Source organism: Aeromonas sp. 9A, assembly GCF_963900955.1.
GTDB classification, from domain to species: domain Bacteria; phylum Pseudomonadota; class Gammaproteobacteria; order Enterobacterales; family Aeromonadaceae; genus Aeromonas; species Aeromonas salmonicida.
This window is the reverse complement of sequence record NZ_CAWRFG010000001.1, coordinates 4,597,255-4,620,033: the sequence shown is the minus strand read 5'-3', so window position 1 is coordinate 4,620,033 and position 22,779 is coordinate 4,597,255. Positions and strand designations below refer to the sequence as shown.

The window sequence follows — 22,779 nt, the reverse complement described above, 5'->3', positions numbered from 1 at the left end:
CCATGTTCGATATCGGTTTCTGGGAGCTGGTTGTCATTGGCATCGTCGCCCTGGTGGTGCTCGGTCCCGAGCGGCTGCCCGTGGCGATCCGTACCGCCAGCCACTGGATCAGACTGATCCGCAGCACTGCCAACTCGGTCAAGTCCGAGCTGGAGCAGGAGCTGAGGTTGCAAGAGCTGCACAACGACCTGAAGAAGGCCGAACAGTTGCAGATGAGCAACCTGAGCCCCGAGTTGCAGGAGTCTATCGAGCAGTTGAAGGCGGCGGCACAATCGGTGACCCGTCCCTATGAACAGCAAAATACCATCCATCCTGCCCCGGCTGCTGCCGAGGTGAAGGTTGAACCTGCGCAACCTGCCGCGGCCATGACTCATGACGAGGCGCCCATGGCGACATCCGTTCAGAGCACGGATGTCCCTGCCGACAAAAAAGAGGAGGTGAAGCCATGAGTCAGGCCGAACAACCTCTGATCAGTCATCTGATCGAACTGAGAACCCGGTTGCTGCATGCCATTTCGGCCATCCTGCTGGTGTTTGTCTGTCTGGTTTACTTTTCCAACAATATCTACGACTTCGTAGCCCAGCCGCTGCTCAGCCAGTTGCCGGCAGGCACCAGCATGATAGCGACGGATGTGGCAACCCCCTTCCTGACCCCCATCAAGCTGACGATAGTGGTCTCCTTCTTCCTGGCCATACCTTATCTGCTGTATCAGGCCTGGGCCTTCATCGCCCCCGGTCTGTACAAGCATGAACGGCGTCTCATCATGCCGTTGGTCTTCTCCAGTGCGGCACTGTTCTACGCCGGCATGGCGTTTGCCTACTACGTGGTGTTCCCGCTGGTGTTCGGTTTCTTCACCAGTACGGCGCCCGCCGGCGTGACCATCGCCACCGACATCGCCAGTTATCTGGACTTCGTGCTGACCCTGTTCTTCGCGTTCGGGGTGGCGTTCGAGATACCTGTGGCCACCATACTGCTCTGCTGGACCGGGGTGACCAACCCCCAAAGCCTGCGGGAGAAGCGCCCTTACGTCATCGTCGGGGTATTCGTGGTCGGCATGTTGCTGACGCCACCCGATGTCTTCTCCCAGACCCTGCTCGCCATTCCCATGTGGGCTTTGTGGGAGATAGGTCTGTTCTTCGCCCGCTTCTACGTGAAGAAAGAGGATGAAGAGCAACAGGAACAACCGGATGTGGAGAGCTGAGGCTCTGTTCGTCACCTGTTTGCCTGACGGCGAGAGGATGACGAAGTCCGCAGGAATAGCAGAACGAGGGGAGCTGAGGCTCCCTTCCTCTTTTCATGCCCCCGTTCGAGGCGTATGGTGATGCCCCATCGAGTAGATGGTTTTCAAATACCTGATATGTCTTCCTTTTGTTTGGAACGTCTCATCCCATGATCGACATTGGTCTCAACCTCACCAGCAGCCAGTTTGCCGGTGAACAGCCTGAACTGGTGGCACGCGCCCGTGCCGCCGGGGTCGAGGCACTGATCCTGACCGGTACCGATCTGGCCGGTAGCCGCGAAAGCGCTGACCTGGCTGCGCTGTGGCCGGGTTACTGTTTCTCCACCGCCGGTGTGCATCCTCACGATGCCAAAAGCGTCGATGATGCAACCCTGCCAGCCCTGCGTGAGTTGGCAGCCCTGCCACAGGTAGTCGCCATCGGCGAGTGCGGTCTCGACTACAACCGAGATTTCTCCCCCCGTCCGGTGCAGGATGCGGTGTTCGACGCCCAGCTGGCGCTGGCTGCCGAGCTAGGGATGCCGGTATTTCTGCATTGCCGCGATGCCCATACCCGTTTTGTCGAGATCCTGCGTCCCTGGCTACCCAAACTGCCGGGGGCCGTGCTGCACTGCTTCACCGGTTCCGACGAGGAGCTGGACGAATGTCTGGCGCTGGGACTGCATATCGGGGTGACTGGCTGGCTCTGCGACGAGCGCCGTGGTCAGCTGCTGCGCGAGCAGGTGGCTCGCATTCCGGCCGGTCGGCTGATGATAGAGACAGACGCCCCCTATCTGGTACCGCGGGATTTGAAACCCAGACCCAAACGCAACGAACCCGCTTTTTTGCCGCATATCGCCAAGGTGGTGGCGGCCTGCCGTGGTGAAGCGCCCGAGGCCTTGCTGGCCCATACCCGGGCCACCTCCGCCGCGTTCTTCCAACTTCCTCTTCAGGAGTGATTCATGGCTACAACTCTTCCGGGCGCCTTTCCGGGTCGCCGCCTGCGCCGGGTGCGCAAACATGATTTCAGCCGTCGTCTGGTGCGCGAGAACGTACTGACCGCCAACGATCTCATCTATCCCGTGTTCGTGCTGGAGGGGGAGAACCGTCGTGAGGCCGTCACCTCCATGCCGGGGGTGGATCGTCTCTCCATCGACCTGCTGCTGGCGGAAGCCGAAGAGCTGGTCGCCCTCGGCGTGCCCGCTATTGCACTCTTCCCGGTGACCCCGCTGGAGAGCAAGAGCTTGTTGGCGGAAGAGGCTTACAGCCCGGACGGTCTGGCCCAGCGGGCGACCCGCGCCCTCAAGGCTCGTTTCCCCGAGCTGGGGGTCATTACGGATGTGGCACTCGACCCCTTCACCACCCATGGTCAGGACGGCATCATAGATGATGAAGGCTATGTGCTGAACGACATCACCACGGAAATCCTGGTGAAGCAGGCGCTCTCCCACGCCGCCGCCGGGGCCGATATCGTTGCGCCGTCCGACATGATGGATGGCCGCATCGGCGCGATTCGCGCCGCACTGGAAGCGAACGGCTTCATCAATGTCCAGATCATGGCCTACTCCGCCAAGTATGCCTCCTGCTACTACGGCCCGTTCCGCGATGCGGTGGGCTCTGCCGGCAACCTCGGCAAGAGCAACAAGGCCACCTATCAGATGGATCCGGCCAACAGCAACGAGGCGTTGCACGAAGTGGCGCTTGATATTCAGGAAGGGGCTGACAGCGTCATGGTCAAGCCGGGCATGCCCTACTTGGACGTGATCCGTCAGGTGAAGGATCAGTTCGGCGTGCCGACTTTTGCTTATCAGGTGAGCGGCGAGTACGCCATGCACATGGCGGCGATCCAGAACGGTTGGCTGAAGGAGAAGGAGAGCATCATGGAGTCCCTGCTCTGCTTCAAGCGAGCCGGTGCCGATGGCATTCTCACCTACTTCGCCAAACGGGTTGCCCAGTGGCTGCAGGAAGACGCCAGACGCTGATGTCCGCCGTCTCATTTCGCTCACAATGCCGGCCCCTGGGTCGGCATTGTCGTCTCTGATAGCTGGATCGCTGCTTTAATGAGCATGTTTTCGCGAAAAGTGGGCAACTGACCCGGTTCACGGCGGCAAAGGCTTGATTAATGAGGTTCCTGCCTACATCTTAGGTAGTCCAAGCAGGCTTCTGGACGGCAGGGGCTGTAAGAGAATTTAGAGGTACCGCAGGATGAACAACCCTTTGCTGACAATGGACTCGCTGCCCCCCTTCAGCCAGATCCAGCCCGAACAGGTGCAAGCTGCCGTGACGCAGGCCATCGCCGATTGCAAACAGAAGATCAGCGATGTGCTGGCCCAGCGCGATTCCCATACCTGGGACAGCCTGATTGCCCCGCTGGAAGAGGTGAATGACCGCCTGGCACGAGTCTGGTCGCCGGTCAGCCATCTCAACTCCGTCCTCAACAGCGAAGCGCTGCGCGCGGCCCACGACGCCTGCCTGCCGCTGCTGTCCGAATTCCAGACCTATGTCGGTCAACATGAAGGCCTCTATCAGGCTTATCTGGGCCTCTTTGAGAGCGATGATTTCCCTCGCCTCGATGGTGCCCAGCGCAAGGAGATCCAGAATACCCTGCGCGATTTTCGTCTGTCCGGTATCGGTCTGTCCGCCGAGGCGCAGCAGCGCTACGGTGAAATCCAGGCCCGTCTCTCCGAGCTCGCCTCCCGCTTCAGCAACAACGTGCTGGATGCGACCCAGGGCTGGACCAAGCTGGTGAGCGACGAGGCCGAACTGGCCGGTCTGCCACAAAGCGTACTGGCTGCCGCCCGTCAGCTGGCGGAGCAGAAGGGTCAGCAGGGCTGGTTGTTCACCCTGGATATCCCCTCCTATCTGCCGGTCATGATGTATGCCGACAACCGCGAACTGCGTGCCGAGCTGTACGAGGTATTCACGACTCGCGCCTCGGATCAGGGCCCGAACGCCGGCAAATGGGATAACTCCGCCATCATGACTGAGCTGCTCACCTTGCGTCGCGAGCTGGCCCAGCTGCTGGGCTTTGGCAGCTATGCCGAGCTTTCCCTGGCGACCAAGATGGCGGAAAAGACCGAACAGGTAGTGGGTTTCCTCACTGATCTCGCAGCCAAATCCCTGCCGCAAGGCAAGGCCGAGCTGGAAGAGATCCGCACCTTTGCCGCCGAGCATCACGGTCAGCGCGAGCTGGCGGCCTGGGATCTTCCCTATTACGCCGAGAAGCTCAAGCAGCACAAGTTCTCCATCTCCGACGAGCAACTGCGCCCCTACTTCCCTGCCAACAAGGTAGTGAAAGGGCTGTTCGAGGTGGTGAAGCGGGTATTCGGCATCAAGGTGCGCGAGCGTCTCGGCATCGACACCTGGCATCCGGACGTGCGTTTCTACGACATCTTCGATGCCGAGGATGAGCTGCGCGGCAGCTTTTACCTCGACCTCTATGCCCGTGAGCACAAGCAGGGCGGCGCCTGGATGGATGTCTGCCTGGGTCGTCGCTACCGTCAGGATGGATCCTTGCAAAAGCCGGTGGCCTACCTGACCTGCAACTTCAACGGCCCTGTGGATGGCAAACCGGCCCTGTTTACCCACGACGAGGTGGTGACTCTGTTCCACGAGTTTGGCCACGGCATTCACCACATGCTGACCCAGATCGACGTGGCCGGTGTCGCCGGCATCAACGGCGTGGCCTGGGATGCGGTGGAACTGCCGAGTCAATTCCTGGAGAACTGGTGCTGGGAATCCGAGGCGCTGGCCTTTATCTCAGGCCACCATGAGACCGGCGAGCCATTGCCTGCCGATCTGCTGGAGAAGATGCTGACCGCCCGCAACTTCCAGGCCGCCATGCAGATGTTGCGTCAGCTGGAATTCGCCCTGTTCGACTTCCGTCTGCACCAGGAGTTTGACCCGACCAACCCGGATCAGATCCCGACCCTGCTGGCCGAGGTGCGCAGCCAGGTGGCCGTGATGACGCCGCCTGCGTTCAACCGTTTCCAGCACAGCTTCTCCCACATTTTTGCGGGCGGCTATGCGGCGGGTTACTACAGCTATAAATGGGCCGAAGTGCTCTCGGCAGATGCCTTCTCCCGCTTCGAGGAGGAGGGGATTTTCAATCCGGCCACAGGCCAATCCTTCCTGAAGAACATCCTGGAGAAGGGCGGTTCCAAGGAGCCGATGGAGCTGTTCCGGGCCTTCCGTGGCCGCGAGCCCCAAGTGGATGCTCTGCTGCGCCATAGCGGGATTGCCGCGTGAGACTCAGTGCCCCAGGCGGCCTTGAGCTTCAAGCAGGTACACTTTTGCGGCATAGTGGGATCTCCGCGTGATTTTTGAGATAAAAAGGGACCTTTTGGTCCCTTTTCTCAAGGCTTTTTAATATCTTGCGGAGTGCATGTTTGCACTGTCCCCGCCTCTTGAGTAGAGTCGGGTTCTACCTTCCAGGGAGAGAAAGAACCTTGCCATGAGGCGAGCACTCGAGTCTGTCTATCAAATCATCTCAAGTCTGTCTCATTCGAGTGGTCAGGGATATTTCGATACCTTTGTGAGTGAAATCGCAGCAGCGATCGGGGCCGACTTCGTCCTGATTTCAGGTAGGGATCAAGCGGGGCTGTTTTTCAAGGTCCATGCCGCCCATCCCGCATCTCTCGATACCACAAGCTTCACTTTTCCGGTCAGCGCCACCCCGGGGGAAATCACCCTGCAAGAGGGGGAGGCCTGGTTCAGCGACCGCGTCCAGCAGTTGTTCCCCCATGCTTCTGTGTTGCAGGCCTGGCATATCCAGGCCTATGCGGGGACCGCCCTCAAGAATGCCCAGGGCGAGACCATAGGCATCTGCAGCGTGCTATTCAAACGGCCGCTCGCCAACATGGACAAGGTGATGGGGCTGTTGCGACTGCTGGCCCCACTGGCCGGCCGTGAGCTGGCGCTGATGCTTCAGCAGCAGCCGGTGCAGAGCCAGCCCGAGTATCACCACTTCCTGCACACCATGATGTCACACGCCCCTGTGGGGATCGGCAAGCTGGATCTGGATGGCAAGATCCTCTGGACCAACCCGGCCATCGAAAAGATGCTGGGCTACAGCCAGAGCGAGCTGCTGCACCGTACCGCCGCCGAGCTTAACCACCCGGAAGACTGGCTGCGCAGCGTCTCCTGCTATGCGGAGCTCAAGCGTGGCGAGCGCACCGCCTTCACCCAGGAGAAGCGTTACCTGCATCGAGATGGCCAGGTGCTGTGGGGTCGGGTGACCGTCACTCTGGTGCGGGATGAACATTTGCAGCCCGACTACCTGATGGTTGTGCTGGAAAATATCGATCCCCTCAAGCGCCATGCCGAGCAGCTCAAGCTCTCCCACCGGGTCTATGACAACCTCTCCGAAGCCATTCTGGTGTGTGATGCCGACAGTCGCATCATCTCGGTCAATCCGGCGTTCGAGCAGATCACCGGTTACAGCGGGGAGGAGGTGTGCGGCCAGCGTCCCAGCATGCTCAAATCCGGGCTGCACGATCAGGCCTTCTATGCCGACATGTACCATGCGCTGGAGCGGGTGGGCGTCTGGCGGGGGGAGGTGTGGAACAAGCGCAAGAATGGCAAGCTCTACCCCCAGCAGTTGATGATCAGCACCTTGCGGGAAGGGGGCAAGATCAGCCAGTACATAGGCATTTTCAGCGATCTCTCCCAGACCAAGCTGGCGGAACAGAAGATTGCCGCCCAGGCCAACTACGACAACCTCACCGGCCTGCCCAACCGCTGGCTGTTTGGTCGCTGCCTCAGCCGCTTCTGCGAGCGGGGCGAGCGCTTCGCGCTCATGGTACTGGATCTCAACAACTTCAAGGCGGTCAACAACAGCATGGATCACCACGCTGGTGATGCCCTGCTGCGCGAGGTATCGGATCGGCTGGTGAGCCGGGTGCGCACCGAAGATCTGGTGGCCCGTATCGGCGGCGACGAGTTCGCGTTTCTGGTGCCCGGCATCGTCAACCGCCGTCAGGCCGAGGTGTTTGCCAAACAGGTGATCGGCGGCTTTGCCCGCCCCTTCATGCTGGCCAACCAGCACCTCTATGTGACGGCCACCATAGGCATCACCCTCTGCCCGGGGGATGGTGTCGAGAGCGACGAGCTGCTGCGCAACGCGGAGCAGGCGTTGTTTGCCGCCAAGCGCCAGGGGCGGATGCTGGGCAGCTACTGCGCCTCCATGCGGGAAGAGGTGCGCCAGCGCCACCAGATGCAGCAGGATCTGGCGGAGGCCATCAAGCTCGAGCAGCTGACCATGGCCTATCAGCCCATCTGGGACAACCGCAGCGGCCGGGTGGCCAAGCTGGAGGCACTGGTGCGCTGGTATCACCCGCACTGGGGTCAGGTCTCACCGGCGGACTTCATTCCGCTGGCGGAAGAGGCTGGGCTCATTCAGGGGCTGGGTGCGCTGGTGCTGTGGCAATCATGCCGGGATCTGGCGCGCTTGCAGCAATCCGGCTTCCCGAACCTGCAGATGTCGATCAACCGCTCCACCCTGGAGTTCCAGACCATAGATCCGGAGGCGAGCGAGTGGCTCAAGGTGATCCACCACTTCGGACTCGACCCTTGCGACATCGTCATCGAGATCACCGAATCTCTGCTGATGGAGACCAGCGATCAGCACAGGGTGCGGATCGATGCCCTGCGCGAGGCGGGCTGCAAGCTGGCCATCGACGACTTCGGCACCGGCTATTCGGCCCTCAACTACCTGCGCAACTTCCCTGTGGATCTGGTCAAGATTGACAGGGCCTTCGTGCGCCATATCCCGTTCAACGAACAGGACAGGCTGCTGCTCGACGGCATCATCAACATAGTGCACAACCTCGGTATGCAGGTGGTGATCGAGGGGGTGGAGACCCGCGAGCAGCTCAACTTCCTCTGCCAGAAGGGGTGTGCCTTCACTCAGGGTTTCCTGCTCAGCCGCCCGCTTGCCTATGACGACCTGGTCGAATATCTGCAACTCAACGACAAGAGCATGTTCCTGCAGATCAGCTAGCAGATGATCACTCTACTGGTTTCAGCTTGTCCTGCCTGCCCTTCAGTGTCTGATAGTCGTCACCGAGATAACGCAGATAGATACGATCCAGTATCCCCTCTTCCAGCATTTGCTGGAGGGCCTTGTTGTACGCGGGCAGCAGTGCTGCCCTCTGCTCGCCAAAGCAGAGGTAGAGCGGAGTCGAGTCGATGAAGGGGGAGAGGGCGCGGATCTGGACATCTTGCTCCTTCGACAAGATGGGGGCAGAGAAGTAATCCAGGATGATCATGTCGACCCGGCTCTTTTCGAGCAGCAACAGCAGCTGCTTGTCCGAGTGCGCCTTGATTGGCACCCAGCCGGTATGGTTCTTGATTTTCTCCGTGTAGTCATAGCCCCTGACCATGCCGACCTTCATCCCTTTGGCCAAGTCCCATGAGAAACGTTGCAAGGGGCTGTCGGCGCGCACATAGGCAGCCAGGGGGTAAAAAGCGGTAGCGAGATCCGAGTGATGACACTCTGACAGCGGGGCATTATCCAGAATGCCGTCGGCGAGCCGGGTTCTGACATATTGCTCGCAACGCCCCCAGGGCAACTCGATCAGGGTGAGATTCATCCCCAGACGTCGGGCAACCTCCCGATGGATCTCCACCGATATCCCCTCGGTCAGACGTCCCTGTTCCGCATAGGAAAAGGGGGGCCAGTCTACCCCGCATACCTTCAGGTCTGTACTGCTCTGTGCAGCGAGCAACAGGGCGATGAGCATGTGCATGGGGTTTTCCTCCCTACAGCGATGGAAAGGGGCTGTGGTACACTCGGTTTACTGAACTTAGAACGCCTTCAAAGACCATGCAAATCCTCCTCGAAGACCCCACCAAGGCCGCGCAGGCACAAGCGCTGGCCAGCCAGCTGAACCAGACCGACTACCCCCAGTTCGCGCTGGTGTTTACGCCCGAGCGGCTGGAGCTGCGCAAGCTGGACGAACCCAAGCTGGGGGCCGTCTATGTGGACTTTGTGGAAGGAGCCGTAGCCCACAGACGCAAGTTCGGCGGCGGGCGCGGCCAGTCCATTGCCAAGGCGGTCGGGCTCAAGGCCGGTGCAATGCCTACCGTGGTGGATGCCACTGCCGGGCTCGGCCGCGACGCCTTCGTGCTGGCTTCCCTCGGCTGCAAGGTGACCTTGATTGAGCGCAGCCCTGTGGTGGCGGCTCTGTTGCAGGATGGATTGATACGGGCGGCGCAGGATCCCGAGATAGGCCCTTGGGTCAGCGAGCGGATGCAGCTGCTGCAAGGCCCCGCGGTGGATAACCTGCTGGCGCTGCCAGAACGGCCTGATGTCATCTACCTCGATCCCATGTTCCCCCACAAGCAGAAGTCGGCGTTGGTGAAAAAAGAGATGCGGGTGTTCCAGTCGCTGGTGGGGCCAGATCTCGATGCGGATGCCCTGTTGCCGGCGGCCCTCAAGATGGCGGAGAAGCGGGTGGTGGTGAAGCGCCCCGACTACGCAGGCTGGCTCAATGAGCACAAGCCCAGCATGGCCATCGAGACCAAGAGCAACCGCTTCGATGTCTATGTCATGGCGGCGTTGGCGGCGGGTTAACAGCCAGTGTGAGCCGCGGATGTAAAAAAGGAGGGCCAACACCATGTTGGCCCTCCTTTTTTTTACTGGATTCAGCGAGTTGGAGCGAAGCGGATCAGCTTCTCTTCCCCTTGCCAGTTCAGGCGCAAGGTCGCCAACTCTGCCAGGCTGAGCCGCTCGCCACTGTGCAACAGCAGATACTCGACACCCTCGCTGGCTTCTATGGTGCGGATCTTGTCATCCCACTGGTAACCATCACGGCTGGTGAGGCTCACCGGCAATTGCCAGCTGGCGGCAATTTCAAGCCAGTCGTAGAGATCGCAGCTGATGGGTTGGTAATCCGGCATGATCGGCTCCCAAACAAGCAAGTTTCTGGGTCAGGCTTCCAGCAAGCGAGTAGGCCAGCCCATCTTCTGCTGGCGTTCCACTTCGAGACGCAATTCGCTGGCGCGCAGGTAGTGCTCGTCCATCCACCCCTTGGGCAGGGTCAGGGTCAACGCCTCTTCCTCGGCCTGCAGGGTGAAGTTGGGTACTGTGCCCTGGGTACGGCGCATGCAGAGGATCAGCGAGATGCGCAGGATGCGGGCCAACCGGATCGCCTGACGACCCGTGACGGCACCCTGTTTTTCCAGGGTTTCCAGCTTGAATTCATCCCGCTGGTTGAACAGCAGGGCCGACAACAACTTCTTCTGTGCTGGGGTAAAACCCGGCATGTCGATATTGTCTATGATGTAGGCCGCGTGTTGCGGGGCCTTCTTGTACTCGATACAGAGGCCAATCTCGTGCAGCAGGGCCGCATAACGCAGGATAGGCCGACCGTAACGTTTGGAGAGGCGCCAGGCCGGTTGCAGCTGGTTGAACGCCTCTATGGCGGTGTCACGCACCCGCTCGGCGTGCTCTTTATCCAGCTGATAGCGGCTGATGAGGCTGTCGGCGGTACGATCCCGGGCATCGCAGTCGTGATTGTTGCCAAGCAGACCGTAGATAAGCCCTTCGCGCAAGGCACCGCCCGCCAGGGTCATGCTCTCTATGTTCAGGGTTTCGAAGATGGCGATCAGGATGGCGAGACCGGAGGGGAACACGGTCAGCCGCTCGGCCGCCAGTCCTTCCAGCTGTAGCCGGTCCAGCCTGCCGCAGGCGATGGCCTGACCCATCAGCTCCTGCAACTTGGGCAGGGTGACCCGCTCGCTCTTCCCTTGCGCCAGCATGATCTCCTGCAGCGCCTGTACAGTGCCGGAGGCGCCGACGCAGGTGCGCCAGCCAAGGACGCAGTAATCTTCCGCCACCTTCTCCAGCACCGCCTTGGCGGCGGCAATCGCCTGCGCAAAGCGGGCTTCACTCAGCTCGCCATCACCGAAGTGGTTGTTAAGCCAGGTGACGCAGCCCATGTGCAGGCTGTTGAGCAGTTTCGCTTCGCTGTGCTCGCCAATCACCAGCTCTGTGCTGGCGCCGCCGATGTCGATTACCAGCCGGTTGCCTTCCCCGGCCGAGGTCCAGGAGACACCCTCGTAGATGGTCTTGGCCTCTTCCTCGCCAGAGATGATCTCTATGCTGTGGTTGAGCACCCGTTCCGCTTCGCTCAGGAACTCGTCGACGTTGGTGGCAAGGCGCAGAGTGGCCGTGCCCACCACCCGTATATTGTCGGCCGGAATGTCCTGCAGCTGCTCGGAGAACAGACGCAGGCAGTCCCAGCCCCGCTCCATGGCGGCACGGCTGAGACGAAATTCCGGATCGAGCCCGGCGGCGAGGCGAACCTTGCGCTTGACCTTGGTGACGGTGCGCAGGGCACCGGCGACCTCGCGCACCACCAGCATGTGAAAGCTGTTGGAGCCGAGGTCAATGGCGGCATAGAGAGGCGAGTTGTGCAACTGGGCCTGTCCTTCAGCTCTTGCGTGGCGGACGACGACGGTTGTTGCTGTTGCCACCGCCCTGGCGATCCCGCATGTTGCGGTTCACCGGCTGACGGTTGCGAACGACCCGTTTCGGGGCAGTCACGTCATCCAGCAGCGCTTCACGGTCGTATTTGCTGACCGGGATCGGGTGGTGGATGTACTCCTCGATGGCCGGCAGGTTGAAGGCATAGTCTTCACAGGCCAGGCTGATGGAGTGACCGCTCTTGCCGGCACGACCGGTACGACCAATACGGTGTACATAGTCTTCGGCATCGTCGGGCAAGTCGTAGTTGAAGACGTGGGTCACATCAGGAATGTGCAGACCACGGGCAGCCACGTCGGTAGCGACCAGTATGTCCAGGGTTCCCTTGGTGAAGTCTTCCAGGATCTTCATCCGCTTCTTCTGCGGCACGTCACCGGTCAGCAGACCGACGCGGTGGCCGTCATTCTCCAGCCACGCATGCACGTCTTCACAGACATGCTTGGTGTTGGCGAAGACGATGGCTTTTTCCGGCCACTCTTCTTCCATCAGGGAGAGCAACAGCAGCATCTTGTCTTCGTTGGAGGGGTAGAACAGCTCCTCCTGAATGCGGATGCCGGTCATCTGCTCCGGCTCTATCTGCACATGTTCCGGGTGGTTCATGTGTTCATAGGCCAGCTCCTGCACCCGCAGGGAGAGGGTGGCGGAGAACAGCATGCTCAGACGCTCGGTCGGGGCAGGCATGCGGCGGAACAGGAAGCGGATGTCCTTGATGAAGCCCAGATCGAACATGCGATCCGCTTCATCCAGCACCACGACCTGAATATTGCTCAGATCGATTACCTTGGACTTGAAGTAGTCGATGATGCGACCCGTGGTGCCGATCAGGATGTCGACGCCCTGCTCCAGCACGGCCAGCTGCTTGTCGTAACCTTCGCCACCGTAGGCGAGGCCGAGTTTCAGGCCGGTGGATGCGGAAATGGTGTCGGCATCGTTGTAGATCTGCACTGCCAGTTCCCGGGTGGGCGCCATTATGATGGCTCTGGGTTGGTTAACCAGACGGGGATTGCTCAGCGGGTGGGTCAGCAAATAGTTGAATGTCGCGGCCAGGAAGGCAATGGTCTTGCCGGTCCCTGTCTGAGCCTGACCGGCGAGGTCATGACCTTCTACCAGCAGTGGCAGAGACAGCGCCTGGATGGGCGTGCAATAGTGAAATCCCTTTGATTCCAGACCAGCCAGAACTTCGGGTTCGAGGCCCATTTGGGCGAATTTTTCGGTCGTTAAGTGTGTTTTGCTCATGGCGGTAGGTTATCAGGTTAGGCTTGCAATAATAAACAGGATCATTTCAAATAGGGCAACTATTGCCTTTGTTGATACGTCAATAAAGCCTTAATTACTGACTGGAGTTGGAGATGAGTGACAAGATTGTTCAGCTGAGCGATGCCAGCTTCGAGGCAGATGTAATCAAAGCCGATGGCGCCGTTCTGGTCGACTTCTGGGCCGAATGGTGTGGTCCGTGCAAGATGATTGCCCCTATCCTGAACGAAGTCGCCCAAGAGTATGCCGGTCGTGTGACAGTGGCGAAATTGAACATCGATCATAACGCCGACACGCCGCCCAAGTATGGCATTCGCGGTATTCCGACCCTCTTGCTGTTCAAGAATGGCGAAGTGGCTGCGACCAAGGTCGGCGCCCTGTCCAAGACTCAGCTGAAAGAGTTTCTGGACGTTAACCTGTAATAATCAAAAAGGAGCGCATTGCAATAATGCGCTCCTTGTGTTTTATCACCTAGACGCTCATCCCGATTGGTGCTAGCTTATCGTTCGTTTGCTAACCTTTTTGCCTGACTCTTTGCTTAGCAGCAGCCTGGCAAGTCAAATCCGATCAGCATCAATCCAGCAGACTGTCTCCTCATTTCAATCCTTGCTTACAGACTTTCACCACTATGAATCTGACTGAATTAAAGAACACTCCTGTGTCCGAGCTGGTAAAGCTTGGCGAATCCATGGGGTTAGAAAATCTGGCTCGGGCGCACAAGAAAGATATTATTTTCGCAATCCTCAAGGCGCACGCCAAGGGTGGCGAGGATATCTTTGGCGACGGTGTGCTGGAAATCCTGACCGACGGTTTTGGCTTCCTGCGTAGTGCAGATGGCTCCTATCTGGCTGGCCCGGACGATATTTATGTCTCCCCGAGCCAGATCCGCCGTTTCAACCTGCGAACCGGCGATACTGTTTCCGGCAAAATCCGGCCACCGAAAGAGGGCGAACGTTATTTCGCGCTGCTCAAGGTCAACGAGGTCAACTACGACCGTCCGGAAAACGTCCGCAACAAGATCCTGTTTGAAAACCTTACCCCCCTGCATGCCAACGAACGTCTGCGCATGGAACGGGGTAACGGTTCTACCGAAGATATCACAGCCCGTGTGCTGGACCTGGCTTCCCCCATCGGTAAAGGCCAGCGTGGTCTGATCGTGGCGCCGCCCAAGGCCGGTAAGACAATGCTGCTGCAGAACATCGCCCAGAGCATTGCCTACAACCACCCGGACTGTGAACTGATCGTCCTGCTGATCGATGAGCGTCCGGAAGAAGTGACCGAGATGCAACGCATGGTGAAGGGTGAAGTGATTGCTTCCACCTTCGACGAGCCTGCTTCCCGTCACGTTCAGGTTGCCGATATGGTTATCGAGAAGGCCAAGCGTCTGGTCGAGCACAAGAAGGATGTGGTCATCCTGCTGGACTCTATCACCCGTCTGGCCCGCGCCTACAACACTGTCATCCCGTCATCCGGCAAGGTACTGACAGGTGGTGTGGATGCCAACGCCCTGCACAGACCCAAGCGCTTCTTCGGCGCCGCTCGCAATGTTGAGGAAGGCGGCAGCCTGACCATCATAGCCACCGCGCTGGTGGATACCGGTTCCAAGATGGACGAGGTTATCTACGAAGAGTTCAAGGGTACCGGCAACATGGAACTGCACCTCTCGCGCAAGATTGCCGAGAAGCGCATCTACCCGGCCATCGACATCACCCGTTCCGGCACCCGGAAGGAAGAGTTGCTGACCACCGGTGATGAGCTGCAGAAGATGTGGATCCTGCGCAAGATCATTCATCCCATGGGTGAGATCGACAGCATAGAGTTCCTGATCGACAAGTTGGCGGCCACCAAGACCAACGACGAATTCTTCGACTCCATGCGGCGTCAGCAGAAGTAATCTGGTCGGAAAATGAAAAACCGCGGCTCATGTCGCGGTTTTTGTTTATCTATTTTCCGGTCGCCTGAGTAGTATGAAACCTCGATGTCACAAGGATAGGGACGTCATGAAGCTTGTATTCTGGATATGGCTGGGCTGGTTGATGGCCTTGCCGGCACATGCCTCGCCTCCTTCCCCACCCAGGGCTGCGCTGGTGGCCGACGAAGGATTGCAGGGCCATCTCGATTTTCTGGCTGGCCGATTGCAGCAGGGGCAGTTTGCCGCCATCGATGCGCTGCTGGACTCCCTGGCCGTGGGCCAGCGCGAATATCTGCTGTGCCAGCTGCTTGCCACCCTCGGCAAGACTTCCGGGGCCAGTACCCCGGAGCAGCTTGCCTGGGTGCGCGCCCAGGCGGTCAAGGCACCCCGATGGCTGGTAGAAAAAGAGGTGGATGGCTTTCTGGTCCAGCTGCCCGCCTACGATTTTGCCGCTGCGGCGCGGCTGGTGCTGAACCGCTGGCAACAGCAGGCCTGGCAGGGCAATTATCGCCAGTTGCTGGCGCAGGACAGCTTCCAGTTCAAGCAGATATACAACAGCCGCAACCCTGAACTGGCCTTGCAGCAAGAGGCGCTGCTGGCGGTGCTCGATCAGCAGCCTGCTTCTGTTTTGCAGCGTGAAGCCCATCGACTTGCCGCCATGAACATTTTCCTGCCCGATAACCAGCTGCTGCGACAACTGGTCGAACGCACCGGCGATAGCGCTCTCTATCTAAAGCTGTGGCGTCAACCAGTGGATCACGATAGCGTGGCCGCCCTGAAAAGCGTGGCTCGTTTTCACCAGGGTCAGGATGCAAGCAGCCTGCTGATCGCCGCCAGCCGCAACAGTCGCCTGAAACAGCCAGCCTTGTACCAGCTCAGCCAGCTCTCCCCCTTGCCCGAGGCGGCTCAGCAATTCCTGCTGGCCGAGCTTGGCAATCGCAATTACAGCGGTCAGGTCGCCAGCCTCTTGCTGCAGATGGATGAACCCAGGTTGCTTGCCCAGTTCGCCGATCGGCTCACACGACAGGAAAAGCGTCATTCGAGTTCAGTGATGCTGCCTGATACGGGTACACCCGCTGCCCAGCCAGGGTTATAATGCGGCACCTCCTGAACCCGGTAGGGTACCTGCATGAAATACAAGGATTTGCGTGATTTCATCGCGCAGCTGGAACAAAACGGACAACTAAAGCGCATCACTCGCGAGATAGATCCCTATCTGGAGATGACCGAAATCAGCGATCGCACCCTGCGTGCGGGTGGCCCGGCCCTGCTGTTCGAGAATCCCAAAGGCTACTCCATGCCGGTGCTGACCAACCTGTTCGGCACCCCGGATCGGGTCGCCATGGGAATGGGCCAGCCCAACGTCGGCGCCCTGCGCCAGGTGGGCACCTGGCTCTCCTACCTGAAGGAGCCCGAGCCGCCCCGTGGGCTCAAGGAGCTGATGGAGAAGCTGCCCATCTTCAAGCAGGTGCTCAACATGCCGACCAAGCGGCTCTCCTCCGCCCCTTGCCAGCAACTGGTGCTGGAAGGGGAGGCGGTCGATCTGGACCAGATCCCGATCCAGCACTGCTGGCCCGGTGATGTGGCGCCCCTGGTCACCTGGGGTCTCACCATTACTCGCGGCCCTTACAAGAAGCGCCAGAACCTCGGTATCTACCGCCAGCAGAAGATCGGCAAGAACAAGCTGATCATGCGCTGGCTCGATCATCGCGGTGGCGCCATCGATTTTCGCGAGTGGCAGGAAGCTCACCCGGGGGAGCGTTTCCCCGTGGTGGTGGCGCTTGGCGCCGATCCTGCGACCATACTCGGTGCTGTGACCCCTGTGCCCGACTCCCTCTCGGAGTATGCGTTTGCCGGTCTGCTGCGTGGTAGCCGCACCGAGGTGGTAAAGGCCCTCAGTTGCGATCTGGAAGTACCCGCCAGCGCTGAAATCGTGCTGGAAGGTTATCTGGAGCCGGGCGAGTTGGCGCCGGAAGGACCCTATGGGGATCACACAGGTTACTACAACGAGGTGGACGAGTTCCCGGTCTTTACCATCACCCACATGACAATGCGTCGCGATGCCATCTATCACAGCACCTACACTGGCCGTCCACCCGATGAGCCTGCCGTGCTGGGGGTGGCATTGAACGAAGTGTTCGTGCCGCTGCTGCAAAAGCAGTTCCCCGAAATCGTGGACTTCTACCTGCCGCCGGAGGGGTGTTCCTACCGGATGGCGGTGGTGACCATCAAGAAGCGTTATCCCGGCCATGCCAAGCGGGTGATGCTGGGTGTCTGGTCCTTCCTGCGCCAGTTCATGTACACCAAGTTCGTTATCGTCTGTGACGACGACATCAACGCCCGTGACTGGAAGGACGTGATCTGGGCCATCACCACCCGGATGGACCCTGCCCGTGACACCACACTGATCGAACACACTCCCATCGACTATCTCGACTTTGCCTCGCCTGTGTCGGGTCTGGGTTCCAAAATGGGGCTGGATGCTACCAACAAGTGGCCGGGGGAGACCAACCGTGAATGGGGTCAGCCCATAGTCCAGGACGAAACGGTGAAGCAGAAGGTGGATTCCATCTGGGCCGAGCTGAATATTCTCGGCTAAACACGGCAGCCATGGTGCAAAAGGTTGAGGATCTCCGGGCGGAATTGGGTATGCTCGGGGAACCTGACCAGATGCACTGGTCGTCAGTCCACAGTGAATCAATGAGCGAAAGCGGGCCGAGCGAGCCCGTCACAAGGATAAGAATGCAACGTATCAAGTGCCGCGTAGAGGAACTGCGCGAATATGCCGACACCATCTGGCACGTGGCTCTGACGCCGCTGCAAGAGATCAGCTTCAAACCCGGTCAGTATCTGCTGGTGGTGATGAGTGATTCGGACAAGCGTCCCTTCTCCATCGCCAACTCACCGACTCGCCCCGGTGTGCTGGAACTGCAAATCGGTGCAACCCCGGAGAACGCCTACGCAGGCCAGGTGTTGGCCCGTATGCGCGAGCAGGGGGAAATAGAGATTGAACTGGCGGCAGGCAAGGCCTTCCTGCGGGAAGAGTCGCCCCGTCCACTGATCCTGATGGCGGGTGGCACCGGCTTCTCCTATGCCCGCTCCATCCTGGAGTATCTGATCGATACCGGCAGCAAGCGTCCTGTGTTCTTCTACTGGGGCGTGCGTCAGGCCCACTGGCTCTACGAGCTGGAGCAGATGCAGCAGTGGGCGAGCGATTATGTGCCGCTGACCTTCATCCCTGTGGTGCAAGAGCCGGAAAGCGACTGGACCGGCAAGAGCGGGCTGGTGCACAAGGCCATCATGGATGATTTCGTCAGTCTGCATGACTACGACATCTATGTGGCTGGCCGTTTCGAGATGGCGGGCGCGGCGCGCGAGGAGTTCAAGATCCTCGGTGCAGAGCCTGAGCGCATCTTCGGCGACGCCTACGAGTTCATCTGAGTTCGGAATGGGAATCGGTAGGTATCAAACCGGCGGCAGTCGTACATGTCGGCCGATTACGCTTCGCTAATCGACCCTGCCGGCTTCTCTTCGGCGAGCCAGAAACAACAAACCCCAGCCAGGCTGGGGTTTGCTTTATGTGCTGTCCGGACCAGCGGCCACGGCCGGGTTATTCGCCCTTGGCGCCAAACTGCTGTTCCAGCTGTGCCAGCTTGGCCTCGAGGGCCGTCAGCTTCTCACGGGTGCGCAGCAGCACCTTGGTCTGCACGTCAAACTCTTCGCGACTGACCAGATCCAGCTTGTTGAGCTGAGACTGCAGCACCTGACGGATCTTCTTTTCAACCTCTTCACCCATGCTGCGAATGCCGGGCGGCAGGGAGTTGTGCACCTGTTTGGCGATCTCTTCCAGTTTCTTCGGGTCGATCATGTGATTCTCCTTAAGCAATGGCGCCATTCTACCGACAATTCATCCCCTTTGCCGAGATCGGGGTGGCTTTTTGCCATCAGGAGCACAGGGTGTGCTGGTCGGGTCTGGTATCCGGAATGAAGCTGTTAACCTATCGAGTCCCGTTTCTATTCCAATTCCTTGATGTTGTACACAAAAAAAGCAGATCAGATGACCGACCAGACGCTTAACAATTGTTGCGTTGCTGTTAAGATGGTTCGGTCGGGTTTTCACCCTCCCCCGTCAGCACATCATGGATAACAACTAAAAAGAGATAAGGATATGAAAAAGAAGCTCATTTACGCCGCAGTTGTCAGTGCCCTGTTGGCTGGCTGTGGTGGCAGTGACGATAACAAAGGCGATACCTCAAGCTATCTCGACTATCTGTTGACCGGTTCCAATGCGGTGCGCCCCAGTGCCCTGGCGGCACGGGCCAGCGATGGCACCCTGAAGTTCTCTACCGAGACGGCAGATCTCTCCAATCCTGTCTCTGCCATGTCAACGCTGGATGGCTGGTCCACGACCCAGGCTATCCAGATTGTGCCCGTCACCTCGTCCGGCATTCAGGTTCAGGCACCGACTGCGGCCGAGTTCAGTGCCTCAGTGGCGCCGCTCTACCTGCTGGAGCTTGCCTTCGACAGCGCTGCGTTGCGCCCGAATGGCGTGAAGAAGGTGCTGACCTACGGGGTGGATTTCGTGGTGGCCGCATCGGCTGGCAAGTTGAATCTGGTGCCGCTCAAGCCGCTCAATCCCTCTTCCTACTACATGATAGTGGCCACCGATTCGCTGAAAGACAGCACCGGCAGCCCGGTACGGGCAGGTAGCGACTACAGCAACTACAAGAACAACGCGGGCAGCAATGCGCAGGAGCAGACCATCAATGGTCTGATCGCGCTGCAGGAAGGGTTGTTCAAGGCGGCAACGGGTATCGCCACGGATCACGTGATCTTCTCCGACTGGTTCGGTACCCAGTCAGGCGCCGATGTGCTGGTGGCCGTGAAAGGCGCCGCCGCATCTGTCGTGTTGCAAGGGCTGGATGCCGCCAAGGTATGGAAGCAGGATGCGTTGGGCAATACCAGCCTGCCCGGTACTTACACCCTGGCCGTGACCGGCAACGATGACTTCCTGACCCAGCTGGACAATGAGCAGTTCCTGCCGCAGGAGCAGAAGGATGCCATTGCCGCCGCCGTCGCCGCCAGCCCGACGCTGACCGGCATCGCCGGCATGACGCAGGTCTACACAGGTACGGTCAAGCTGCCTTATTTCCTCTCCTCACCGGCGACCGCCGGTTCATGGGACAAAGCCAAGACCCAGTCCTGGCACGGTGCCATCCCCAGCCTGTACGCCATCGCCAATGCGCTGAAGGCATCTGACAGCGAAGTGATCGCCGGTCTGGTGGGCGCGGGTGTGGATCCGGCCCTGCTGGCAGAGTTGATGGCCGATCCGACTCGTCAGAGCGAGTTGCTGGCCGAGGCGAGCAAGCTGGTCGGGGTGACCCTCACCTCCGGCGGCAAGCCGCTGGATGCCGAGCAGAACATTGGTCGCTTCAATCCGTTGCCGGCACTGGAAGAGGTGCAATCCGTGCCGATGCGCATCTTCGCCAAGGATGCACTGAACACCATCACGGACGTGATCATCTATCAGCACGGCGTCACCTCGGTGAAAGAGAACGCCTATGCACTGGCACTGGGTCAGATTGGCGCCGGTATGGCGGCGAGCAAGAAGGTGGCGCTGGTGGTGATCGATCATCCGCTGCACGGTGAACGTGGCTTCGCCTTGAGTGGCAGCATGGATACGGTGACCACCTCCGACAATCCGACGCCGTATCTGAACCTGAGCTACCTGACAGTGGCGCGGGACAACCTGAAACAGAGCGTGGCGGATCTGCTGGGTCTGCGCATGGCGGTGGGTCTGGCCAATAGCCAGAACGCCATCGGCAGTGCCGGCAACCTCAAGGTACATTTCCTGGGTCACTCCCTGGGCGCTATTGCGGGAGCCAACCTGCTGGCGGTTGCCAACCAGCCGATCGGCAACCCGACGGCGGATGCCCTGTTCAAGTTTGATACCGGTGGTCTGGCCATGCCGGGTGGCGGCATAGCACCGCTGTTGCTGAACTCGCCGACCTTCGGCCCAACCATCAAGATGGGCGTGCTGACCGGTGGCAGTGCCGAGCTGAAGGCGGCTTTCACCGCCTATGCGCCCAACTGCCAGACAGCAGTGCCAACCTGCTTCGTCAACGAGTTCCTGCCTAGCCTGGATGCAACCACTCAGGCGACCGCAGCCAGCACACTGCAGAGCTACAGCTTTGCGGCCCAGTCGGTACTGGATTCGGCGGATCCGATCAACCTCGCCAGCGGCATCAAGGCGGACTTCCCGCTGTTTGCCACCGAGATAGTGGGTGACGGTGCCCTGAGTCTGTCGGATCAGGTGATCCCGAACAGCATAGCGTCCGCTCCGCTGGGGGGCACAGAGCCGCTGTTCAAGCTGCTGGCCCTGCAACCGCTGACCGCCACAGGCGCAGCCAACCACCATGCTGCTCGTTTCGTGGCTGGCGGCCACAGCTCCTTGCTGGCACCGGACGAGAACTTCGATCCGACCGGCGACGTCACTACCGAGATGCAGACCCAGTTCGGCAGCTTCTTTATGAGTGGCGGTACTGCGGTGCAGGTCACCGACAGTTCTCTGCTCAAGCAATAACGCTGCAGACCATAAAAAACGCCGCCCCTCGGGGCGGCGTTCTCGTTTCTGCGAGCGGGGCGGGGCCCGGCCGTCAGGCAGGCTGGTGGTGTCTGTCCAGCCAGCCTTGCAACAGGCCTACCAGCAGGCCAACCAGATGGGCCATGTTGGCGGTGCTGGTGCCAAGCATGTCGAAGAAGCCGAGCACCAGCCAGAACAGCATGAAACCCATCAGGGCCGGTGGCAGAGTGAGACCGCAGGCCGGCTGCAGTTTGCTGCGCAGCCAGCAGTAGCCCAGCAGGGCATAGACAACACCGGAGAGGCCGCCAAACAGCGGTCCGCTGACGAAGAACTCGGCGATATTGGGCAGGGCAGCCCCCACCAGCAACAGGACCAGCAGCTTGCCGCTGCCGAGGCGTTGCTCTATCTGGCCCCCCAGATACCACCACCAGAGCAGGTTGAACACCAGATGCAGTATCGAGAAGTGGATAAAGGCCGGGGTGAAGTAACGCCACGCCTGCCAGTCGGTGAACTGGGCCAGGGTCGGGTGGAACGCCAGCTCGTCGAAGATGGGCAGGCCGATGGCATCTAGGGCATAGATGGCCAGACAGGCGATGATCACCACCAGGGTCAGTGGCCCCGCCTGATGGAGGAAATCGGTGACGGGATCCGTCATCCCCTTGCTGTAATCGATGCGGGCATCCGCCTGACCTGACTGCCAGGAGGCCTCCATGTAGCGGGGATGGGACGGATCGGCCAGAAAGCGCTTCACCTCCAGCTGGGCCTGGGCGAGGCGCTGTTCATCCGCCAGCCAGACCGAGACGCCGAGCTCTGACTGGGTCAGCTCGCAAGAGATGCCGAGGGTGGCGAGATAGTCCACCAGCGCCTGGGCCATGCGGGCGTTGTCGAGCACCAGCAGCTGGATCATGCGTCGCCTGCCTCGATGGGAAACTCCCGGCGCCACGCCTCGAAGCCGCCATCCAGGCTGTAGACCTCGTCATACCCCTGTTGCAGCAGGTACTGGGCAGCGCTCTGGCTGCTGTTGCCGTGATAGCAGATCACGATGACAGGGGTGTCGAAATCCACCTCGTCCATGAAGCGCACCAGGGTGCCGTTGGTGAGGTGGAAGGCACCGACCGCATGAGCTGCCTCGAAGGATTGGGGATCGCGAATATCCACGAGGCGGGCTTCACCGGCAGCGAGCTTCTGGTGGGCATCATGGGCACTGATATGGGCAAACTGGTCCATTTGCATGTCCTGCGAATAGGTAACTGGAGGCCAGTTTACCGCAAGCCTGCGCTGGTGCTAAGCCCGCAATGTGTCCGGTCGTCCCGTCGGGAAGATCG

20 protein-coding genes are annotated in these 22,779 nt (G+C 59.9%); 13 read left to right on the top strand and 7 right to left on the bottom strand.

The features are described from left to right. The first annotated feature begins 2 nt into the window (after window positions 1–2). The 6 genes from tatB (at window position 3) to AACX78_RS21335 (ending at window position 8,216) form a co-directional block, all read left to right on the top strand. On the top strand, window positions 3–449 hold the full coding sequence (tatB, locus tag AACX78_RS21360) for a Sec-independent protein translocase protein TatB (RefSeq protein ID WP_159167362.1): 447 nt from the start codon (window positions 3–5) through the stop codon (window positions 447–449). Beyond that, the gene (gene tatC / locus AACX78_RS21355; RefSeq protein WP_159167361.1) at window positions 446–1,201 is read left to right on the top strand and encodes a twin-arginine translocase subunit TatC; all 756 of its coding nucleotides are present in this window, start codon (window positions 446–448) and stop codon (window positions 1,199–1,201) included. The genes tatB and tatC overlap by 4 nt, the downstream gene beginning before the upstream one ends. A 188-nt stretch (window positions 1,202–1,389) precedes the next feature. Further along, window positions 1,390–2,175 (top strand): TatD family hydrolase, encoded by a 786-nt coding sequence (locus AACX78_RS21350; protein ID WP_159167360.1) that lies wholly within the window; start codon window positions 1,390–1,392, stop codon window positions 2,173–2,175. A gap of 3 nt (window positions 2,176–2,178) precedes the next feature. Further along, entirely contained in the window at window positions 2,179–3,198 is a 1,020-nt protein-coding gene (hemB, locus tag AACX78_RS21345) for a porphobilinogen synthase (protein ID WP_111589783.1), read from the top strand. A 223-nt stretch (window positions 3,199–3,421) separates the two neighbouring features. Further along, window positions 3,422–5,464: an oligopeptidase A gene (gene prlC / locus AACX78_RS21340; RefSeq protein ID WP_159167359.1), complete on the top strand. Its 2,043-nt coding sequence runs from the start codon at window positions 3,422–3,424 to the stop codon at window positions 5,462–5,464. A 205-nt stretch (window positions 5,465–5,669) separates the two neighbouring features. After that, window positions 5,670–8,216, top strand: a complete 2,547-nt coding sequence (locus AACX78_RS21335) for a sensor domain-containing phosphodiesterase (protein WP_159167358.1) — start codon at window positions 5,670–5,672, stop codon at window positions 8,214–8,216. Window positions 8,217–8,223: 7 nt separating this feature from the next. Here the strand turns inward: AACX78_RS21335 and AACX78_RS21330 are convergent, their stop codons facing one another. Further along, complete coding sequence (locus AACX78_RS21330) at window positions 8,224–8,964, bottom strand: substrate-binding periplasmic protein (protein ID WP_159167357.1); 741 nt, start codon at window positions 8,962–8,964, stop codon at window positions 8,224–8,226. Between the two features lie 77 nt (window positions 8,965–9,041). Here AACX78_RS21330 and AACX78_RS21325 point away from each other — a divergent pair, with 77 nt between their 5' ends. After that, a complete protein-coding gene (locus AACX78_RS21325; RefSeq protein ID WP_159167356.1) occupies window positions 9,042–9,791 on the top strand; it encodes a class I SAM-dependent methyltransferase in 750 nt (249 codons plus the stop codon). 71 nt (window positions 9,792–9,862) lie between these two features. Here the strand turns inward: AACX78_RS21325 and AACX78_RS21320 are convergent, their stop codons facing one another. The 3 genes from AACX78_RS21320 to rhlB are packed head-to-tail and all read right to left on the bottom strand — an operon-like array spanning window position 9,863 to window position 12,941. Continuing rightward, the gene (locus AACX78_RS21320) at window positions 9,863–10,117 is read right to left on the bottom strand and encodes a Rho-binding antiterminator (protein ID WP_159167355.1); all 255 of its coding nucleotides are present in this window, start codon (window positions 10,115–10,117) and stop codon (window positions 9,863–9,865) included. 30 nt (window positions 10,118–10,147) lie between these two features. Further along, window positions 10,148–11,638, bottom strand: coding sequence for a guanosine-5'-triphosphate,3'-diphosphate diphosphatase (gene gppA, locus AACX78_RS21315; protein ID WP_058406732.1), 1,491 nt, complete (start codon window positions 11,636–11,638; stop codon window positions 10,148–10,150). 13 nt (window positions 11,639–11,651) lie between these two features. Then, window positions 11,652–12,941, bottom strand: coding sequence for an ATP-dependent RNA helicase RhlB (gene rhlB, locus AACX78_RS21310; RefSeq protein ID WP_011899248.1), 1,290 nt, complete (start codon window positions 12,939–12,941; stop codon window positions 11,652–11,654). A 113-nt stretch (window positions 12,942–13,054) separates the two neighbouring features. Here rhlB and trxA point away from each other — a divergent pair, with 113 nt between their 5' ends. The 5 genes from trxA to fre all read left to right on the top strand — a co-directional run bounded on the left by trxA (window position 13,055) and on the right by fre (window position 18,312). After that, the gene (gene trxA, locus AACX78_RS21305; RefSeq protein ID WP_005320671.1) at window positions 13,055–13,381 is read left to right on the top strand and encodes a thioredoxin TrxA; all 327 of its coding nucleotides are present in this window, start codon (window positions 13,055–13,057) and stop codon (window positions 13,379–13,381) included. A 206-nt stretch (window positions 13,382–13,587) separates the two neighbouring features. Then, window positions 13,588–14,853, top strand: a complete 1,266-nt coding sequence (gene rho, locus AACX78_RS21300; protein ID WP_005320670.1) for a transcription termination factor Rho — start codon at window positions 13,588–13,590, stop codon at window positions 14,851–14,853. Between the two features lie 106 nt (window positions 14,854–14,959). After that, complete coding sequence (locus AACX78_RS21295; protein WP_159167354.1) at window positions 14,960–15,967, top strand: hypothetical protein; 1,008 nt, start codon at window positions 14,960–14,962, stop codon at window positions 15,965–15,967. A gap of 33 nt (window positions 15,968–16,000) precedes the next feature. Next, window positions 16,001–17,470, top strand: coding sequence for a 4-hydroxy-3-polyprenylbenzoate decarboxylase (gene ubiD / locus AACX78_RS21290; RefSeq protein WP_159167353.1), 1,470 nt, complete (start codon window positions 16,001–16,003; stop codon window positions 17,468–17,470). A 143-nt stretch (window positions 17,471–17,613) separates the two neighbouring features. Next, window positions 17,614–18,312: an NAD(P)H-flavin reductase gene (gene fre / locus AACX78_RS21285; protein WP_159167352.1), complete on the top strand. Its 699-nt coding sequence runs from the start codon at window positions 17,614–17,616 to the stop codon at window positions 18,310–18,312. A 169-nt stretch (window positions 18,313–18,481) separates the two neighbouring features. On the opposite strand, the gene ubiK is transcribed toward fre, so the two are convergent. After that, window positions 18,482–18,739, bottom strand: a complete 258-nt coding sequence (gene ubiK / locus AACX78_RS21280; RefSeq protein ID WP_005320662.1) for a ubiquinone biosynthesis accessory factor UbiK — start codon at window positions 18,737–18,739, stop codon at window positions 18,482–18,484. Between the two features lie 300 nt (window positions 18,740–19,039). Between ubiK and AACX78_RS21275 the strand changes: the two genes are divergently transcribed. Further along, the gene (locus tag AACX78_RS21275; protein WP_159167351.1) at window positions 19,040–21,454 is read left to right on the top strand and encodes a VolA/Pla-1 family phospholipase; all 2,415 of its coding nucleotides are present in this window, start codon (window positions 19,040–19,042) and stop codon (window positions 21,452–21,454) included. A 73-nt stretch (window positions 21,455–21,527) separates the two neighbouring features. Here AACX78_RS21275 and glpG read toward each other — a convergent pair whose 3' ends face one another. Next, window positions 21,528–22,361 (bottom strand): rhomboid family intramembrane serine protease GlpG, encoded by an 834-nt coding sequence (gene glpG, locus AACX78_RS21270; protein WP_111589773.1) that lies wholly within the window; start codon window positions 22,359–22,361, stop codon window positions 21,528–21,530. Then, entirely contained in the window at window positions 22,358–22,681 is a 324-nt protein-coding gene (gene glpE / locus AACX78_RS21265; protein ID WP_021139521.1) for a thiosulfate sulfurtransferase GlpE, read from the bottom strand. Before glpE ends, glpG begins: the two co-directional genes overlap by 4 nt. Window positions 22,682–22,779 lie beyond the last annotated feature (98 nt).

Bases quoted from the DNA above. Each gene is read 5' to 3' on its own strand.
- rho (WP_005320670.1), top strand. From the start codon at position 13,588: ATGAATCTGACTGAATTAAAGAACACTCCTGTGTCCGAGCTGGTAAAG.
- glpG (WP_111589773.1), bottom strand. From the start codon at position 22,361: ATGATCCAGCTGCTGGTGCTCGACAACGCCCGCATGGCCCAGGCGCTG.
- hemB (WP_111589783.1), top strand. From the start codon at position 2,179: ATGGCTACAACTCTTCCGGGCGCCTTTCCGGGTCGCCGCCTGCGCCGG.
- AACX78_RS21295 (WP_159167354.1), top strand. From the start codon at position 14,960: ATGAAGCTTGTATTCTGGATATGGCTGGGCTGGTTGATGGCCTTGCCG.
- ubiK (WP_005320662.1), bottom strand. From the start codon at position 18,739: ATGATCGACCCGAAGAAACTGGAAGAGATCGCCAAACAGGTGCACAAC.
- rhlB (WP_011899248.1), bottom strand. From the start codon at position 12,941: ATGAGCAAAACACACTTAACGACCGAAAAATTCGCCCAAATGGGCCTC.
- tatC (WP_159167361.1), top strand. From the start codon at position 446: ATGAGTCAGGCCGAACAACCTCTGATCAGTCATCTGATCGAACTGAGA.
- AACX78_RS21320 (WP_159167355.1), bottom strand. From the start codon at position 10,117: ATGCCGGATTACCAACCCATCAGCTGCGATCTCTACGACTGGCTTGAA.
- AACX78_RS21335 (WP_159167358.1), top strand. From the start codon at position 5,670: ATGAGGCGAGCACTCGAGTCTGTCTATCAAATCATCTCAAGTCTGTCT.
- tatB (WP_159167362.1), top strand. From the start codon at position 3: ATGTTCGATATCGGTTTCTGGGAGCTGGTTGTCATTGGCATCGTCGCC.
- AACX78_RS21330 (WP_159167357.1), bottom strand. From the start codon at position 8,964: ATGCACATGCTCATCGCCCTGTTGCTCGCTGCACAGAGCAGTACAGAC.
- AACX78_RS21350 (WP_159167360.1), top strand. From the start codon at position 1,390: ATGATCGACATTGGTCTCAACCTCACCAGCAGCCAGTTTGCCGGTGAA.
- ubiD (WP_159167353.1), top strand. From the start codon at position 16,001: ATGAAATACAAGGATTTGCGTGATTTCATCGCGCAGCTGGAACAAAAC.
- fre (WP_159167352.1), top strand. From the start codon at position 17,614: ATGCAACGTATCAAGTGCCGCGTAGAGGAACTGCGCGAATATGCCGAC.
- AACX78_RS21275 (WP_159167351.1), top strand. From the start codon at position 19,040: ATGAAAAAGAAGCTCATTTACGCCGCAGTTGTCAGTGCCCTGTTGGCT.
- glpE (WP_021139521.1), bottom strand. From the start codon at position 22,681: ATGGACCAGTTTGCCCATATCAGTGCCCATGATGCCCACCAGAAGCTC.
- prlC (WP_159167359.1), top strand. From the start codon at position 3,422: ATGAACAACCCTTTGCTGACAATGGACTCGCTGCCCCCCTTCAGCCAG.
- AACX78_RS21325 (WP_159167356.1), top strand. From the start codon at position 9,042: ATGCAAATCCTCCTCGAAGACCCCACCAAGGCCGCGCAGGCACAAGCG.
- trxA (WP_005320671.1), top strand. From the start codon at position 13,055: ATGAGTGACAAGATTGTTCAGCTGAGCGATGCCAGCTTCGAGGCAGAT.